Raw genomic sequence first — 14,915 nt, forward strand, 5'->3', positions numbered from 1 at the left:
GCTGACCAGGGAGTTTTCCATGCACCCCACCGAGAAGCGTTCGAACGCGCTGCCGTCCGCGGCGCGCGGCGGGCCGGTCAGCCACGCGGTCTCCCGGGTGGCCCGGCTGCATCGCAACGCCGCCGGACGGCTGCTGCGGGGGCTGGGGCTCCACCCCGGGCAGGAGCTGGTGATGATGCACCTGTGGGAGAGCGGGCCGGCGCGGCAGTCCGACCTGATCCGGCTGCTCGACCTCGATCCGTCGACGGTGACGAAGATGCTGCAGCGGCTGGAGCAGGCGGGGCATGTGCGGCGGCGGTCCGATCCCGCGGATCGGCGGGCCGTGCTGGTGGAGGCGACCGAGGAGAGCGGGGTTCTTCTGGAGCGGGTGGAGGCGGCTTGGGCGGAGTTGGAGGAGCTGACGTTGGCCGGGCTGGACGCCGCCGAGCGCGCTCGGTTCTTGCGGCTGCTGGCCCGGGTCGAGTCGAACCTTTGCGCGGAATCGACGGGGCGTTGAGGGGTCGTGGGCATGTGCGGGTCCGTGGGGGCCGGTCAGGCGGTTCCCCGCGCCCCGTACGGGGCGCTCCTCACGGGGCGCCCCTCACAGCCATGCCAGTGACGCCGCCGTCTCCAGTACGGTCCTTGCCGCGGTCTCGTCGCCCGTGATGGTCCTGGGGACCTCGTCCGGGGCGTAGCGACCGCCGACCAGGAGGCAGAAGTCGACGGGGTCCAGGGTGAGTTCGGCGTGGACGGGGTCGGTGTCGGTGCCGAGGATCCAGCCGGTGTCGGTGGGGCCGGTGACCCCGAAGCGGACGGGGGGCGCGTCGTGGAGGGCCAGGCCGAGGATGCGGACGGCCAGGCGGACCAGGGACCAGAGGTGTTCGTCGGGGGGCGGCGGGACGGCGAGGCCGAGCGCGCGGCCGATGTCGTCGGTGTGGATCCACGCCTCGAAGGCCCGGACCACGAAATGGTCGGCGACCGGCAGCCGCAGTCCCATCACCGTGACGGCGCGGGCGGCGAGTTCGGGGTCGGCGGCCTCCGGGGTGGCCAGCAGCGCGGCGGCCTGCGCGGCCCAGGTGGCGACCGTCTCCTCCGGGGCGCGCCCGTGCTCGTGAGCGATGACGTCGAAGGTGCGCCTGGCCCAGGCGTCCCCCGCGGATGTCCCCTCCGGGATGTGCGAGGCGGGCAGGACGGCCCCGACACCGAGGCGCAGGGCGAGGTGTTCGTCGGCGGCGACCAGGTGCGCGACGGTGGCGTGCGCGTCCCAGTCGTGCACGACCGGTGTGCCCCAGCGGCCCTCCAACTCCGGTACCAGCGCCTGGAGTCCGGCCACTGCGGCGGCGTAGGGGGCGGCGTGATGGGCGATCTCGGCGGCGCGGGGGCGCCGGGCGCGCAGGGCGAGCGCGAGGAGGGCGCCGGCGCTCCCGTTCACCGCGCCGGGGGCCGCGTCAGGGGTCGCCTCGCCGTCCAGCAGTCGTACCGTGTCGCGGAGCCGGTCCGCCTCCGCCGCGCACGACTCGCAGGCGGTCAGATGCGGGGGGACCGTCCGCTGGTCGGCGGCCGGGAGCGCGCCAACGGCCCAGGCGGCCAGCAGCTCCCGTACGCCGTCGTGGTCGTTGGTCATCGCGCGCCGCCCTTTCGCCCTGCCACGTCCACGATACGCACGCCCCGCACGGTCCGGAGGGTCGTGTGCGCCCCCATCACGCGCCCCTCACGGCTGCCGGGTCCGGTGGGTCCGCGAGGGACTCCGCCAGTTTGCGCAGGGCCGAGCGGAGGCGGGTCTTCGCGGTGCCCTCGGGTATGCCCAGTTCGACGGCGGCCTGGCGGTAGGTGCGGCCCGCGAAGTAGGCGAGGTGGACCACTTCCCGCTGGGGGCGCGGGAGTTCGGCGAGGGCGGTGTGCAGTTCCAGGGAGCGCTCGCGGTCGACGACCGCCTCGGCCGGGCCGGGGCCGGTGTCCGGGATCGCGTGCAGCGCGGAGTCGTCGGCGCGGGCGTCCTTGCGGTGCCGGGCCTCGCCGCGCACCCAGTCGACGGCCCGCCGGTGGGCGACCATGGACAGCCAGGTGCGCAGCGAGCCCCGGCGCGCGTCGAAGCCGTACGGTCTGCTCCACAGCTGGGCGAAGACCTCCTGCGCCACGTCCTCGGCCGCCGCCGGGCTGCGGGTGACCCGGACGGCCACCCGCCGGACGAGTCCCCCGTACGCCGCGTACAGCTCACGCAGCGCGGACTCGTCCCCGTACACCAGCCGCCGATGCAACTCCACATCGATGGACGGCTGTTCGAGCGTCGGCTCCACCGGCACCACCACCTCGTGAAGCCTTCCTAGCGTCCTGGCGCGGTCCGCGCCAGTGGGTCTCGGAAGTCAGCCGGACAGAACGCCGAGGAGCCGGTCGACATGGACACCGCCTACTGAGGCACCGCGCACCCGTCCGGCCCGCAGGCCTCCGCGCCCTCCGCCGCCACGACCTTCAGCGGCGCGGGCCGCTCCCCCCACGCCTGGGCGAGCGCCTTCTCGAAGACCTCGGCGGGCTGTGCCCCGGACACCCCGTACTTCCGGTCCAGCACGAAGAACGGCACGCCGTTCGCCCCCAGCTCCGCCGCCTCCCGCTCGTCCGCGCGGACGGCGTCGGCGTACGCGTCCCGGTCGGCCAGCACCTTGCGCGCGGCCTCCTCGTCGAGCCCCGCCTCGACGGCCAGCTCGACCAGATACCCGTCCGCGTCGGCGTACACGGACCGCTCCTCGGCGAAATTCGCCCGGTAGAAGGCCTGGAGCAGCTCGCTCTGCCGGCCCTGCTCCTTGGCGAAGTGGATCAGGCGGTGCATGTCGAAGGTGTTGCCGTGGTCACGGCCCTCGGCGCGGTAGGGAAGCCCCTCGGCGGCGGCCTGCTCACGGAGGTTGTGCTCGCCCGCCTGGGCCTGGGCCTCGCTCATCCCGTACTTCTTGGTCAGCATGGTGAGCACCGGCTGGATGTCGCCCTTGGCCCGGCCCGGGTCGAGCTCGAAGGAGCGGTGCACGACCTCGACGCCGTCACGGTGCGGGAAGGTCGCGAGGGCCTTCTCGAAGCGGGCCTTGCCCACGTAGCACCAGGGGCAGGCGATGTCGCTCCAGATCTCGACGCGCATGGTGTCAGCTCTCTCCAGGTCGTACGGGTACGGAGACGGCCTCCGCTTCTACGGTTGATGAACATTCAAGCGGTTTGGGGCATTCCCGGTCGCCGGCCCACTCCCCCGGGCACGGCTCAGCTGCCGTTTCTGAGGTCCTTCGGCCAGTCGGGGCGGAACTCGATCTCGTCGTAGGTGACGACGCAGCCCTCGCCCATCGGGGACTGGGTCATGAAGCCGATGAGGGCGGCGCCGCTCTCGTACGCGTCGGCGAGGGTGAAGAGGCGGACGAAGGTCCACTGCTTGCCGTCGCGGGAGGCGTGGAAGGCGAAGGCGCGGCCGGTTCGGCTGACCCGCAGCCAGACCGAACTGCCGTCCACCGTGAAGGAGTTGGCGTCATCCGAGTGACCCCGGGTGACCACCGTGCAGACGGTGGGGACGTCGGGTGAGTTCTCCAGGCAGAGCTTCGCCCAGGCCCGCTGCCCCACGTGGACGTACAGCACGCCCGCGTCGAACCCGGCGGCGAAGCCGACGGTGACGCGGGCGATCAGCTGGAAGTCCCCCTCCGGCGACCCCAGCAGCCGGGGCGCGTCCGAGGCGGGTTCGAGCCCGTCGTCCGTGGGCGGCACGAACCGGTCCTGCCGCGCACCGGCCCACCCGGTGAGCACCCCGTCCTCATAGGACCAGTGCCCATCGGGCCCGTATGTGCGGAGGGGGAAGGGCAGTTCGGGGATCTCAACGTCCATTGGGGGATTCTTGCAGCTCCCGGTCCACCACCGCGCCCCAAAAGGGGAGCGGGGAACCGCGCGAGCGACCACGACGCACGCGCGGCCCGAAACCGCACCGAACCCCCTACGGCGCTACCGTCACCGTTCCAGAACGCCGTTGAACCGACGAGGAATCCCCAACGGGTTCTCGTCCCGCAGCTCAGCCGGCAGCAGCGCCTCCGGCGCCCCCTGGTACGCCACCGGCCGCAGCCACCGCTCGATCGCCGTACCGCCCACCGACGTGGACGTCGAGGTCGTCGCCGGGTACGGACCACCGTGGTGCTGGGCGGCGGCCACGGCCACACCGGTCGGCCAGCCGTTGACCAGGACGCGTCCGGCGAGCGGTGTCAGCTCGGCCAGCAGCTCCGGTCCGCGCCCCTCCCCGGCGGCCTCCCCACCGGACAGGTGCACCGTCGCGGTGAGGTTGCCCGGCAGCCGGGACAGGACCGACTTGGCCTCGTCCTCGTCCGCGTAGCGCGCGACGACCGTGAGCGGCCCGAAGCACTCCTCCAGGAGGAGGTCGTGCTCACCCTCGGTCGCCAGCTTGCCGGCGGGGACGGTGAGGAAGCCGGGGCTGACGGTGTGCTCGCCGCCCGCGCCGGCGGTCACCGGCGACTCGACGTCGGGCAGTTCGGCGCGCTCGGCGACTCCGGCGAGGAAGTTGTCGCGCATCCGGTGGTCCAGCAGGACCCCGGAGTCGACGTCGCTGACCGCGTCGGTGAGGGACTTCAGCAGCCGGTCTCCGGCGTCACCGGCGGGCGCCAGCACCAGGCCCGGCTTGACGCAGAACTGGCCGACACCGAGGGTCATGGAGCCGGCGAGGCCGGTACCGATGGCCTCCGCGCGCTCGGCGGCGGCGGCCTCGGTGATCAGGACGGGGTTCAGGGAGCCCAGCTCGCCGTGGAACGGGATCGGCACGGGTCGGGCCGCCGCCGCGTCGAAGAGGGCACGGCCGCCGCGTACCGAACCGGTGAAACCGGCGGCGGTGACCAGCGGGTGCTTGACCAGCTCGACGCCCGCCTCGAAGCCGTGGACCAGGCCGAGGACGCCCTCGGGGATGCCGTGCTCGGCGGCGGCCCGGCGCAGCACGATCGCGACCAGCTCGGACAGCGCCGGGTGGTCGGGGTGGGCCTTGACGACGACCGGGCAGCCGGCGGCCAGCGCGCTCGCCGTGTCGCCGCCGGGGACGGAGAAGGCGAAGGGGAAGTTGGAGGCCGAGTAGACGGCGACGACGCCCAGCGGCACCTTGTAGCGGCGCAGGTCCGGGATGGGCGGGGTGGCGGTGTCGTCGGGGTGGTTGATCACCACGTCGAGGAACGCGCCCTCGTCCACGATGTCGGCGAAGGCCCGCAGCTGATAGCAGGTGCGGGCGAGTTCCCCGGTGAGCCGGACCGGGCCGAGCGCGGTCTCGGCGTCGGCGACCTCGACGAGCTGGTCCTTCGCCGCCTGGAGCTGGTCGGCGGCCGTGCGCAGGAAGGCGGCGCGGACCGTGCGGTCGGCCAGGGAGCCGCGGGCGGCGTGCGCCGCGCGGACGGCGGCGTCCACCTCCCGCGCTGTGGCCTCCACCGCAACCTGCTCGCGCTGCTTCCCGGTACGGGGGTCGACACTCCAGACTGGTGCTGCTGCCACCGCGGGTCCCTCCACATTTTCCCGGTGCCGTTCACCAGGGTATTTCTGGGCTGTTCATGGTCATTCACCGAGGTCGTTCGATATGCTGAACGCTGTCTCTGATGATGAATATGCTGTCGGAGACTATTTCCCGTCGAACGAAGGGGTCAAGGGCGATGTCGGCAGTCGAGACGGGCGGCGGAGCACAGGTCAAGTCGGCGGTGAGGACCGTCGAGCTACTCGAATACTTCGCCGGACGCCCCGGTATGCACTCCCTGGCGGCGGTGCAGGAGGCCGTCGGCTACCCCAAGTCCAGCCTGTACATGCTGCTCCGCACCCTGGTGGAGCTGGGCTGGGTGGAGACGGACGCGACGGGCACGCGGTACGGCATCGGCGTCCGGGCGCTGCTCGTGGGCACCTCGTACATCGACGGTGACGAAGTGGTGGCGCTGGCCCGGCCGACGCTGGACCGGCTGTCGGACGACACGACCGAGACGATCCACCTGGCCCGTCTCGACGGCACGAACGTCGTCTATCTCGCCACCCGGCAGTCGCAGCACTATCTGCGGCCCTTCACCCGGGTCGGCCGCCGGCTGCCCGCGCACTCCACCTCGCTCGGCAAGGCGCTGCTGGCCACCCACACCGACGAGCAGGTCCGCAAGATGCTCCCGGAGACCCTGCCGGCGCTGACCGAGCACACGATCACCGATCGGGAGCGGCTCATCGAGGAGCTGCGGCAGATCCGTGAGCAGGGGTTCTCCGTGGACCGCGAGGAGAACACGCTCGGGCTGCGCTGCTTCGGCGTGGCGGTCCCGTACCGCACCCCGGCCCGTGACGCGATCAGCTGCTCGGTCCCGGTGGCCCGGCTGACCCCGGCCCATGAGCAACTGGTCAAGGACGCCCTCTTCGACGCGCGCGACCGGCTGACGCTGGCGACCCGGCGGCTCTGAGGCCGCATGAAGACCCCATGAGAAAGCCGGGCGAAGGGAACGATTGATCGCATCCCGCTCGTCTTTCCGGGTGCGATGAACAAGACGATCAGGCGCTCCGCCGTCTTCACCCTGCTGCTCGTGCTCGCCCTGTTGGTCAGGGCGACCTGGGTGCAGTTCTACGAGGGCACGGCGCTCGCGGACGACAAGGACAACCGGCGCAACGCGATCAAGACGTACGCGGACCCGCTGGGGAACATCATCGTGGCCGGCGAGTCGATCACCGGCTCGGCCCGCACCGAGGGAAGCGATCTCGCGTACAAACGCACGTACAAGGACGGCGAGTTGTACGCGGCGGTCACCGGCTACGCCTCTCAGGCCTACGCGCCGACGCAGCTGGAGGGCATCTACCAGGACCTGCTCGACGGCACGGACCTGCGGCTGAAGACCGTGATGGACACGGTCACCGGTCAGCGGGCCGACCCGGGCAATGTGATCACCACGATCGATCCGGCCGTGCAGAAGGCCGCGTTCGACGCGCTCGGCGACAAGAAGGGCGCGGCCGTCGCGATCGACCCGACGACCGGGAAGATCCTCGCGGTGGTGTCCACCCCGTCGTACGACCCGTCCTCGCTCACCGACGCGAACACCGCCGGTACGGCGTGGAAGAAGCTCACCGCCGACGAGGACAAGCCGCTGACCAACCGGGCGCTGCGCCAGCCGCTGCCGCCGGGGTCGACGTTCAAGCTGGTGGTGGCCGCCGCCGCGCTGGAGGACGGGCTGTACGGGTCGGTGGACACCAGGACCGACAGCCCGGACCCGTACACGCTGCCGGACACGACCACGGAGCTGTCGAACGAGAACCCGAGCGCGCCCTGTGAGAACGCCACGATCCGTACGGCGCTGCAGTACTCGTGCAACAACGTGTTCGCGAAGATGGCCGTCGACCTCGGGCAGGACAAGGTCCGGGCGATGGCGGAGAAGTTCGGGTTCGACGACAAGACGCGGGACGTGCCGGTGCGGGCGTACGAGAGTGTCTATCCGTCGGACATGAACAGGCCCTCCACGGCCCTGACGGGTATCGGCCAGTACGACGTCACCGCGACGCCGCTCCAGATGGCGATGGTGTCGGCGGCGATAGCCAACGGCGGCAAGCTGGTCTCGCCGCACATGGTGTCGCAGATCACCAACGGTGGTGGCGATGTCCTGGAGGACTACGACTCCGGGGCGGAGACGAAGGAGATCATGAGCTCCGGCACGGCCGAGCAGTTGCAGTCGGCGATGCGGACGGTCGTCGAGGAGGGCACCGGCACCAACGCGCGGATCAGCGGGGCGACGGTGGGCGGCAAGACCGGTACGGCCCAGCACGGCGAGAACAACAGCAAGACGCCGTACGCCTGGTTCACGTCGTACGGGAAGGCCGACGGCAAGGAGGTCGCCGTCGCGGTCGTCGTGGAGCAGTCGAACGCGGCGCGGTCGGAGGTCAGCGGCAACGGGTTGGCCGCGCCGGTGGCCAAGGCGGTCATGGAGGCCGCGCTGAAGGACTGAAGGACACCCGAACCACCCGAACCACCCGAACCACCTGAATAGGAAGGGCCGCCCTCACTCCCCCCGGAGGGCGGCCCTTCGTCTTCGGCGCGCGGGGTGTTACTTCACGCCGAACAGCTGCTGGATCGGGTTGATCGCGAAGTAGATCAGGAACAGGGCCGAGGTGCCCCACAGCAGCCAGTGGATCTCCTTCGCCTTGCCGAGGACCGTCTTGATGAGGACGAAGGCGAGGAAACCGGCGCCGATTCCGTTGGTGATGGAGTAGGTGAACGGCATCACGGCGATGGTGAGGAACGCCGGGATGGCGATGTCGTAGCGGTCCCAGTCGATGTTCTTGACCTGGGTCATCATCAGGAAGCCCACGGCGACCAGCGCGGGCGCGGCGGCCTGCATGGGGACGATGGTCAGCAGCGGGGTGAGGAAGAGGGCGATCGCGAAGAGGCCGCCGGTGATCAGGTTGGAGAAGCCGGTGCGGGCGCCCTCTCCGACGCCGGCCGCGGACTCGATGTAGGAGGTCGCGGAGGACGAGGAGGAGGCGCCGCCCGCGACGGCCGCGGCGCCGTCGATGAGGAGGACCCGGCCGAGGTGCGGGACCTTGCCCTCCTCGTCGAGGAGGCCCGCCTCGGCGGTGATGCCGACGACCGTGCCCATGGTGTCGAAGAAGTCCGACAGCAGCAGGGTGAAGATCAGCAGGACGACCGTGATGACGGTGGTCTCGCCGAACGAGCCGAACAGGCTGAAGTCGCCGATCAGTCCGAACTCGGGGGCGGCGACGATGTCGTCGGGGACCTTCGGGGTGGTCAGGCCCCAGCTCTTGATGTCGGCCACCGAGTTGATCACGATCGCAACGACCGTCATCGTCAGGATGCTGATGAGGATCGCGCCCTTCACCTTGCGGGCGAGCAGCGCGATGGTCAGCAGGACACCGGCGCAGAAGACCAGGACGGGCCAGCCGGACAGCGCTCCGCCGGCGCCGAGCTGCACCGGGACGGTGGTGTTCGCGATGTCCGGTATGCGGCTGACGAACCCGGCGTCGACGAAGCCGATGAAGGCGATGAACAGGCCGATGCCGACACTGATCGCCTGCTTGAGCGCCTGCGGGATGGCGTGCATGACGGCCTCGCGCAGGCCCGTGACCACCAGGACGCAGATCAGCAGGCCTTCGAGGACGACCAGGCCCATCGCGTCGGCCCAGCTCATCAGCGGGGCTATCTGGAAGGCGACGACCGCGTTGAGTCCGAGGCCGGCGGCGAGCGCGAGCGGCAGGTTGCCGCCGACGCCCATGATGATCGTCATCACCGCGGCCACCAGGGCGGTGGCGGTGACGAGTTCGGCCCCGTCGAGGGTGTGTCCGTACTTGTCCTTCGCGCTGCCGAGGATGATGGGATTCAGGACAAGGATGTACGCCATCGTGAAGAACGTGGCGAAGCCGCCGCGGATCTCACGGGCGAAGGTGGACCCCCGGGCGGTGATCTTGAAGAAGCGATCGACGCTGTTCGCCCCGGGTGGCTCGGCCTCGGACCGGTCGGCCACCTTCTGTGCCTCGGACATGAACGGTGCTCCTAGTGACATGCGTTGACTACGCGCGGATGCTGGCTGGATTGTTCCCCCGGTGAACCCGATTCAGGTTTTCTCCGTGTTACGGAATCGGAATTCTCCCTGCAAGACGGCGTTCGAAGCCGCGTACGAACACCTTTCACGATCACTGCTACTCTTCCGGATCTCGTCGGGGGTCGACCCCGGACGATCACCTGTCATTCACAGGACACACACAGGCAGCCGGCTCGGCTGCCGTGGCCCGCAGCGAGAAGAGAGGTCCCCGTGGGCACTGTCGTCGACGACGCAGCCTCCGTGGAGTTCCACGCCTTCTTCGAACGGCACTATGCCGAACTGTCGCGTCTGGCACACCTGTTGACGGGTGAGGCGGACGCCGCCGACGATCTGGCCGCGGACGCGCTGCTCGCGATGTGGCACCGCTGGGACCGGGTGCGCGCGGCGGACCATCCGGTGGCGTACGCCCGTGGCGTGGTCGCCAATCTGGCGCGTACCCGGATCCGCAGCGCGGTCCGTGAGCGCCGCAGGATCACGCTGTTCTGGTCGCAGCGCGAGGAGAAGACCGAGAATCCCGATGTGCCCGGTGTGGTCGACGTCCAGTCGGCGCTGCGCAGACTGCCGTTCCGCAAGCGGGCCTGTGTGGTGCTTCGGCACGCTTTCGACCTCTCGGAGAAGGACACGGCGCTCGCCCTCGGGGTCTCGGTCGGTACGGTGAAGAGCCAGACGTCCAAGGGCATGGCCGAGTTGCAGAAGCTGCTCGGCACCGAGGACGCGCCACGGCGTATGCACGCCGGGATCACGAGCGGGGGCGTGAGAGGCGCGAGTGTGACCGGTGCGGGTGCGCCGGGCAGCGGAGGAAGGGACCGATGAGGGACGTGCACGAGGAGCTGCGCGCCCGGCTGCGCGAGTCCGCCGAGGCCCACGAGCCCGACCGCGCCCGCATCCTGGCCCGGATCGAGCGCGGGATGGCCGCCCCCGAGGAGCGCCGGAGCCGCAAGGCGACCCGGCCGCCGCTGTGGGGCTGGGTGCGGGTGGTCACCGCCACCGCCGGGGTCGCGGGGGTGCTCGCGGTCGGCGGGTACGCGGTCGCCTCCGCGGTGAAGGGCGAGGAGACCCCGCCGGCCGACCGGGGGACGGTCGTGGTCTCCCCGACGCCGGTCGAGTCCCCGGCCGCGACGAGCCGGGCCCCGGTCCACCCGGACCATCCGACTCCGGGCACCGGCGGAAAGCAGGAGAAGAAGCCCAGCTCGACGCCGTCGCGGAGCCCGTCCGCCAAGGACACGACCGTGCCGGAGCTGCCCACCTCGGGAAGCGAGGAGGACGGCCCGCTCTGGTCGGACGGCTCGGTCGACCCGCACAGCAACGACTTCTGGGCGCAGAGCAATCTCACCCTGAAGACGGGCGAGCAACTCACCGAGCTGACCGTGCAGTTGCGGATCGCCCAGACCGGTGGGGTCACCTCGGCCGGCGCCTGGCGGTCGCTGGCGGAGCAGGACTTCGACCTCACGGTCGCGGCGGACGACGGCTTCCTGGTCTACACCTGGGTGCTCAAGGACGGACGCACGGTCCCGAAGGGCGAGTTCGTCTTCGCCGGGCAGTACAACCACGAGCGCGGCGGCCGTGACGCGGGCGACGACCGCTACGCGATGACGGCGAAGGCGGGCGGCGAGGACCTCGCGGTGGCGGGCGACTTCGAGGGCCACGACGACGACGGCGACGACAACAGCACCTCGGACGACGGCGATTCGTAGAGGGATCCCGAGGAGACCCCGAAGAGGTCGCGAAGGGATCCCGAAGAAATCCCGGGGCGGCGGCAACCCTTTCTCCGGCGGTGGCGACCAGTAGGCGCAAGAGTCACCACCAGCAAGGAATCGGGTACATGACCGCACCTGCAGAACAGCGCGTCCGGCACCGCCGTCGGGTCAGCGGCCGGCGGGCCGTGATCGGCTCGGTCGCCGCGCTCGCCCTCACCGGCGGGGCCCTGACGACGACCTCGCTGCTGGCCGGCGCCGATGCCGCCGCGACCTGGCCGACGGCCAAGGGCAGCAAGGCCGTCACCAAGACGATCAAGGTCTCGGGGACGTACGACGGCAAGCTGAGGAAGTTCTTCGGCAGGGGCGCCCTCGGCGACGGCAGCCAGGACGAGGGCCAGGACCCGATCTTCGAGCTGGCGGACGGCGCGGTCCTGCGGAACGTCGTCATCGGTGTGCCGGGGGCGGACGGCGTGCACTGCAAGGGCAGTTGCACCCTGAAGAACGTGTGGTGGCTGGATGTCGGCGAGGACGCGGCCAGCTTCAAGGGCACCTCGTCGAAGGCCGTGTACAAGGTCGTCGGCGGCGGTGCGAGGAAGGCCTCGGACAAGGTCCTCCAGTTCAACGGCGCCGGGAAGCTCACCGTCACCGGCTTCCGGGTGGAGAACTCCGGCAAGCTGGTGCGCTCCTGCGGCAACTGCAAGAAGCAGTACAAGCGCACGATCGTGCTCGGCGACATCGACGTCGTGGCACCCCTGAAGGTGATCGTCGGCGTCAACGCCAACTACGGCGACACCGCCACCCTGTCCGGGATCCGCATCCATGGCGACCCGAAGAAGAAGGTCAAGACCTGCGTGCGGTTCAAGGGCAACAGCTCGGGCAGGGAGCCGACCCGGATCGGGGTGGGCGCGGACGGGACCACCTGCAAGTTCCCGTCCTCCGCCGTCACGTACAAGTGACCCGGGAACGTTCGCGGGCGGGCATCCCCGGGTATCCATCAACGACTGGGGCCCGCCGCTTCCGGCGGCCCGTGAACGAGGACCTGCCGGTCTGAGCCCCCCTCGGCCGGTAGCAGGTGCCGACCGGAGCCCCCCTCGGGGTCGGCACGAGAAACGCCCCCCGCCGGTGACGACCGGTGGGGGGCGCCTTCTCGCCCTGTCCTACGTCATCACCCTGCTCGTGGGTCAGTTCATCGTCGCGCCGATGGCGGTGGAGCCCGTCGTCAGGAACGTGGTGGCCGGCAGCGAGCCGTCCGACCCGCGGGCGCCGTACGCAGTGGACGCGTCCGTCGACCGGAAGGACGGCGAAGTCACCCCGCTGTCCCAGTTGTTGGCGGCCGACACCGTGGAGCGCCCCAGCTTCGCCTTGGCGGTCCCGTTGCCCACGGCAAGATTGCGGGCGAGCCGGGCCTTGCCGGTCGCGAAGTAGAAGCCGTTCTCCTTGTTGGCGTACGCGGTGTTGCGGTTCAGCAGGATCGCGCCGGTGTTGGAGTTCTCGGTGAACCCGTGCAGCGTGTTGTCCCAGGCCTCGTTGTTGTTGACCAGGTGCGCGACCGAGACGCCTCCCCCGCCCAGCTTGAACCCGTTGCCGTTGCCCTCGAAAGCGGAGTCGTTCCAGCGGTTCTTGCCGTTGCCGAAGGCCCAGGAGTGGTCGATGGTGACGGACGAGGAGAACTGCCAGAGGTCGAGCCCGTCGTCCGCGTTGTCGTACAGACGGGCGCCCGTGATCCTGTTGCCGGTGCCGGAGCCGAACTTCACGGCGATGCCGTCGGCGTTCCGACCGTGGTTCGCGGCGTCGTAGTTGCCGTGGCTGTCCAGGTTCCGCACGAGGTTGTCCGTCGTGCCGTCGCCGCGCAGGGTGAACCCGGAGTCGCCGTTGTCCGCGGTGACCAGGTTCTGGAAGACACCGCCGACCGAGGAGGTGGCGACGAAGCCCTGGGCCGGGGAGTTCTGGAAGGTGAGGCCGGAGACGGTCCAGTAGTCGCCGTAGATCCCGGCGAGCCAGGACCCGGCGGGCAGTGCGGACCCGTCGATCCTCACCTTCTCGCTGCCGTACGCGGTGAGCGTGATCCGGGCCGAGGCGGTGCCGTCAGCGGTGGACTTCAGGGTCCTGGTCGGCCGGTAGGTGCCGCCGCGCACCTGGATCGTCGTACCGGCGACGGCCTTCGCGACGGCCGACTCCAGGGACGCGGTGCTGGAGACGGTGACCGTGGTGGCGGCGGCCTGGGCCCCGTCGTGCGCGAGGCCGAGGAAGACGCCGCCCGCCCCGGCGGCGACGGACACGGCGGCGGCGATCGACAGGGTGCGGGTTCTTCGGTGGCGCCCGCTGCTGCTCTGACGCACAGGGGGTTCCTTTCTCGGGGACGGGAACGTGACGACAGGCCCTGGCGGAGGAGAGGACGAAGCGGACCGGAGGGGCCGCCCCGGCCCGCTTCTGATCACTGGTCGCCACCCGCCGCGAAAGGGTTGCCGCGACCCCGCGAAAACGCTCGAAAGTTTCGCTCGGAGTCTTCACACGCACACCGATTGACGGGCTCAACCCCACTGGCAACACTCCGAGGACAGCCCGCCCAACAGAATCCACCAGACTCCCACAGGATGTGTCATGAGCCGTACCGCCCGTACGATCCTGCTCCCCCTTCTGGCCCTTCTCCTCGGGCTCCTGGCCGCACCGCCGACCCCGGCGCAGTCCGGATCGGGACAGGCGCAGCAGGCGAAGAAGCCCGCGAAGTACGCGGGTTATCTCTTCGCCTACTTCACCGGAGAGGGCACCGCCGACGGCGAGCAGATCCGCTACGCGCTCAGCGAGGGCAACGACGCCCTGCACTGGCGGGAGCTGAACGCGGGCGCGCCCGTCCTCACCTCCACCATCGGTGAGAAGGGCCTGCGCGACCCGTTCGTGATCCGCTCCCCCAAGGGCGACAAGTTCTACATGATCGCGACCGACCTGCGCATGTACCGCAGCAGCAGCGGCAGTTGGGACTACGTTCAGCGGCACGGCAGCAAGTCGATCATGATCTGGGAGTCCCGGGACCTGGTCCACTGGACCGATCAGCGCCTGGTGAAGGTGTCCCCGGACAACGCGGGCAACACCTGGGCGCCGGAGGCCTATTGGGACAGCAGGCTCGGCAGGTTCGTCGTCTTCTGGGCGTCGAAACTCTACGCGGACGACGACCCGGAGCACACCGGTTCCACGTACAACAAGATGATGTACGCGACGACGAAGGACTTCCGTACGTTCAGCGCGCCGAAGGTGTGGAACGACCCCGGCTACTCGGTCATCGACTCGACGGTCGTCGAGCACCGGGGCACGTACTACCGCTACACCAAGGACGAGCGCGACCCGAACTCCTCCAGCCCGTGCGCGAAGTTCATCACCGGTGAGCGGTCGCGGACGCTCACGGACACGTCGTACGACTTCGTCTCGGACTGCATCGGCAGCGGCGCGATGAGCCGGGGCGAGGGCCCGACCGTCTTCAAGTCGAACACCGAGGAGAAGTGGTACCTCTTCATCGACGAGTACGGCGGCCGGGGTTACCTCCCGTTCGAGACGACCGACCTCGCCTCGGGCCGGTGGACACCGTCCGAGAACTACGAACTGCCCACGAGCCCGAGGCACGGCACGGTCATGCCGGTGACGAAGAAGGAGTACGACCGCCTGCTGGCCGCGTTCTCCT

General features: G+C 70.4%; 13 protein-coding genes and 1 pseudogene. 7 read left to right on the forward strand and 7 right to left on the reverse strand.

Annotated features, from left to right (window positions below; genetic code table 11):
- The first annotated feature begins 19 nt into the window (after positions 1-19).
- Positions 20-496 (forward strand): MarR family winged helix-turn-helix transcriptional regulator, encoded by a 477-nt coding sequence (locus F9278_RS09355; RefSeq protein WP_152167884.1) that lies wholly within the window; start codon positions 20-22, stop codon positions 494-496.
- Positions 497-580: 84 nt separating this feature from the next.
- On the opposite strand, the gene F9278_RS09360 is transcribed toward F9278_RS09355, so the two are convergent.
- The 5 genes from F9278_RS09360 to F9278_RS09380 all read right to left on the reverse strand — a co-directional run bounded on the left by F9278_RS09360 (position 581) and on the right by F9278_RS09380 (position 5,478).
- A complete protein-coding gene (locus F9278_RS09360) occupies positions 581-1,603 on the reverse strand; it encodes a maleylpyruvate isomerase family mycothiol-dependent enzyme (RefSeq protein WP_152167885.1) in 1,023 nt (340 codons plus the stop codon).
- A 76-nt stretch (positions 1,604-1,679) separates the two neighbouring features.
- The gene (locus F9278_RS09365; RefSeq protein WP_152167886.1) at positions 1,680-2,288 is read right to left on the reverse strand and encodes an RNA polymerase sigma factor; all 609 of its coding nucleotides are present in this window, start codon (positions 2,286-2,288) and stop codon (positions 1,680-1,682) included.
- A gap of 98 nt (positions 2,289-2,386) precedes the next feature.
- Positions 2,387-3,103 carry a DsbA family oxidoreductase gene (locus F9278_RS09370; RefSeq protein ID WP_152167887.1) on the reverse strand — a complete coding sequence of 239 codons (717 nt, stop codon included), beginning with the start codon at positions 3,101-3,103 and terminating at the stop codon, positions 2,387-2,389.
- Between the two features lie 116 nt (positions 3,104-3,219).
- On the reverse strand, positions 3,220-3,828 hold the full coding sequence (locus F9278_RS09375) for a DUF1349 domain-containing protein (protein ID WP_152167888.1): 609 nt from the start codon (positions 3,826-3,828) through the stop codon (positions 3,220-3,222).
- Between the two features lie 120 nt (positions 3,829-3,948).
- Positions 3,949-5,478 carry an aldehyde dehydrogenase (NADP(+)) gene (locus F9278_RS09380; RefSeq protein WP_152167889.1) on the reverse strand — a complete coding sequence of 510 codons (1,530 nt, stop codon included), beginning with the start codon at positions 5,476-5,478 and terminating at the stop codon, positions 3,949-3,951.
- Positions 5,479-5,633: 155 nt separating this feature from the next.
- Here F9278_RS09380 and F9278_RS09385 point away from each other — a divergent pair, with 155 nt between their 5' ends.
- Positions 5,634-6,407 (forward strand): IclR family transcriptional regulator, encoded by a 774-nt coding sequence (locus F9278_RS09385; protein WP_152167890.1) that lies wholly within the window; start codon positions 5,634-5,636, stop codon positions 6,405-6,407.
- 75 nt (positions 6,408-6,482) lie between these two features.
- Entirely contained in the window at positions 6,483-7,934 is a 1,452-nt protein-coding gene (locus tag F9278_RS09390; RefSeq protein WP_152167891.1) for a peptidoglycan D,D-transpeptidase FtsI family protein, read from the forward strand.
- Positions 7,935-8,033: 99 nt separating this feature from the next.
- On the opposite strand, the gene F9278_RS09395 is transcribed toward F9278_RS09390, so the two are convergent.
- Positions 8,034-9,485, reverse strand: a complete 1,452-nt coding sequence (locus F9278_RS09395) for an NCS2 family permease (RefSeq protein WP_152167892.1) — start codon at positions 9,483-9,485, stop codon at positions 8,034-8,036.
- A 270-nt stretch (positions 9,486-9,755) separates the two neighbouring features.
- Here F9278_RS09395 and F9278_RS09400 point away from each other — a divergent pair, with 270 nt between their 5' ends.
- The 3 genes from F9278_RS09400 to F9278_RS09410 all read left to right on the forward strand — a co-directional run bounded on the left by F9278_RS09400 (position 9,756) and on the right by F9278_RS09410 (position 12,198).
- The gene (locus F9278_RS09400) at positions 9,756-10,358 is read left to right on the forward strand and encodes a SigE family RNA polymerase sigma factor (RefSeq protein ID WP_152167893.1); all 603 of its coding nucleotides are present in this window, start codon (positions 9,756-9,758) and stop codon (positions 10,356-10,358) included.
- Positions 10,355-11,239: a hypothetical protein gene (locus tag F9278_RS09405; RefSeq protein WP_152167894.1), complete on the forward strand. Its 885-nt coding sequence runs from the start codon at positions 10,355-10,357 to the stop codon at positions 11,237-11,239. The genes F9278_RS09400 and F9278_RS09405 overlap by 4 nt, the downstream gene beginning before the upstream one ends.
- Before the next feature lie 128 nt (positions 11,240-11,367).
- Complete coding sequence (locus F9278_RS09410; RefSeq protein ID WP_152167895.1) at positions 11,368-12,198, forward strand: pectate lyase; 831 nt, start codon at positions 11,368-11,370, stop codon at positions 12,196-12,198.
- 225 nt (positions 12,199-12,423) lie between these two features.
- Here the strand turns inward: F9278_RS09410 and F9278_RS09415 are convergent, their stop codons facing one another.
- Positions 12,424-13,581: a right-handed parallel beta-helix repeat-containing protein gene (locus tag F9278_RS09415; RefSeq protein WP_152167896.1), complete on the reverse strand. Its 1,158-nt coding sequence runs from the start codon at positions 13,579-13,581 to the stop codon at positions 12,424-12,426.
- Positions 13,582-13,843: 262 nt separating this feature from the next.
- Between F9278_RS09415 and F9278_RS09420 the strand changes: the two are divergent.
- Positions 13,844-14,911 (forward strand): annotated as a pseudogene (locus F9278_RS09420) (glycoside hydrolase family 43 protein); the annotation flags it as partial.
- Positions 14,912-14,915: the final 4 nt, after the last annotated feature.

The organism is Streptomyces phaeolivaceus, assembly GCF_009184865.1.
GTDB lineage: Bacteria > Actinomycetota > Actinomycetes > Streptomycetales > Streptomycetaceae > Streptomyces > Streptomyces phaeolivaceus.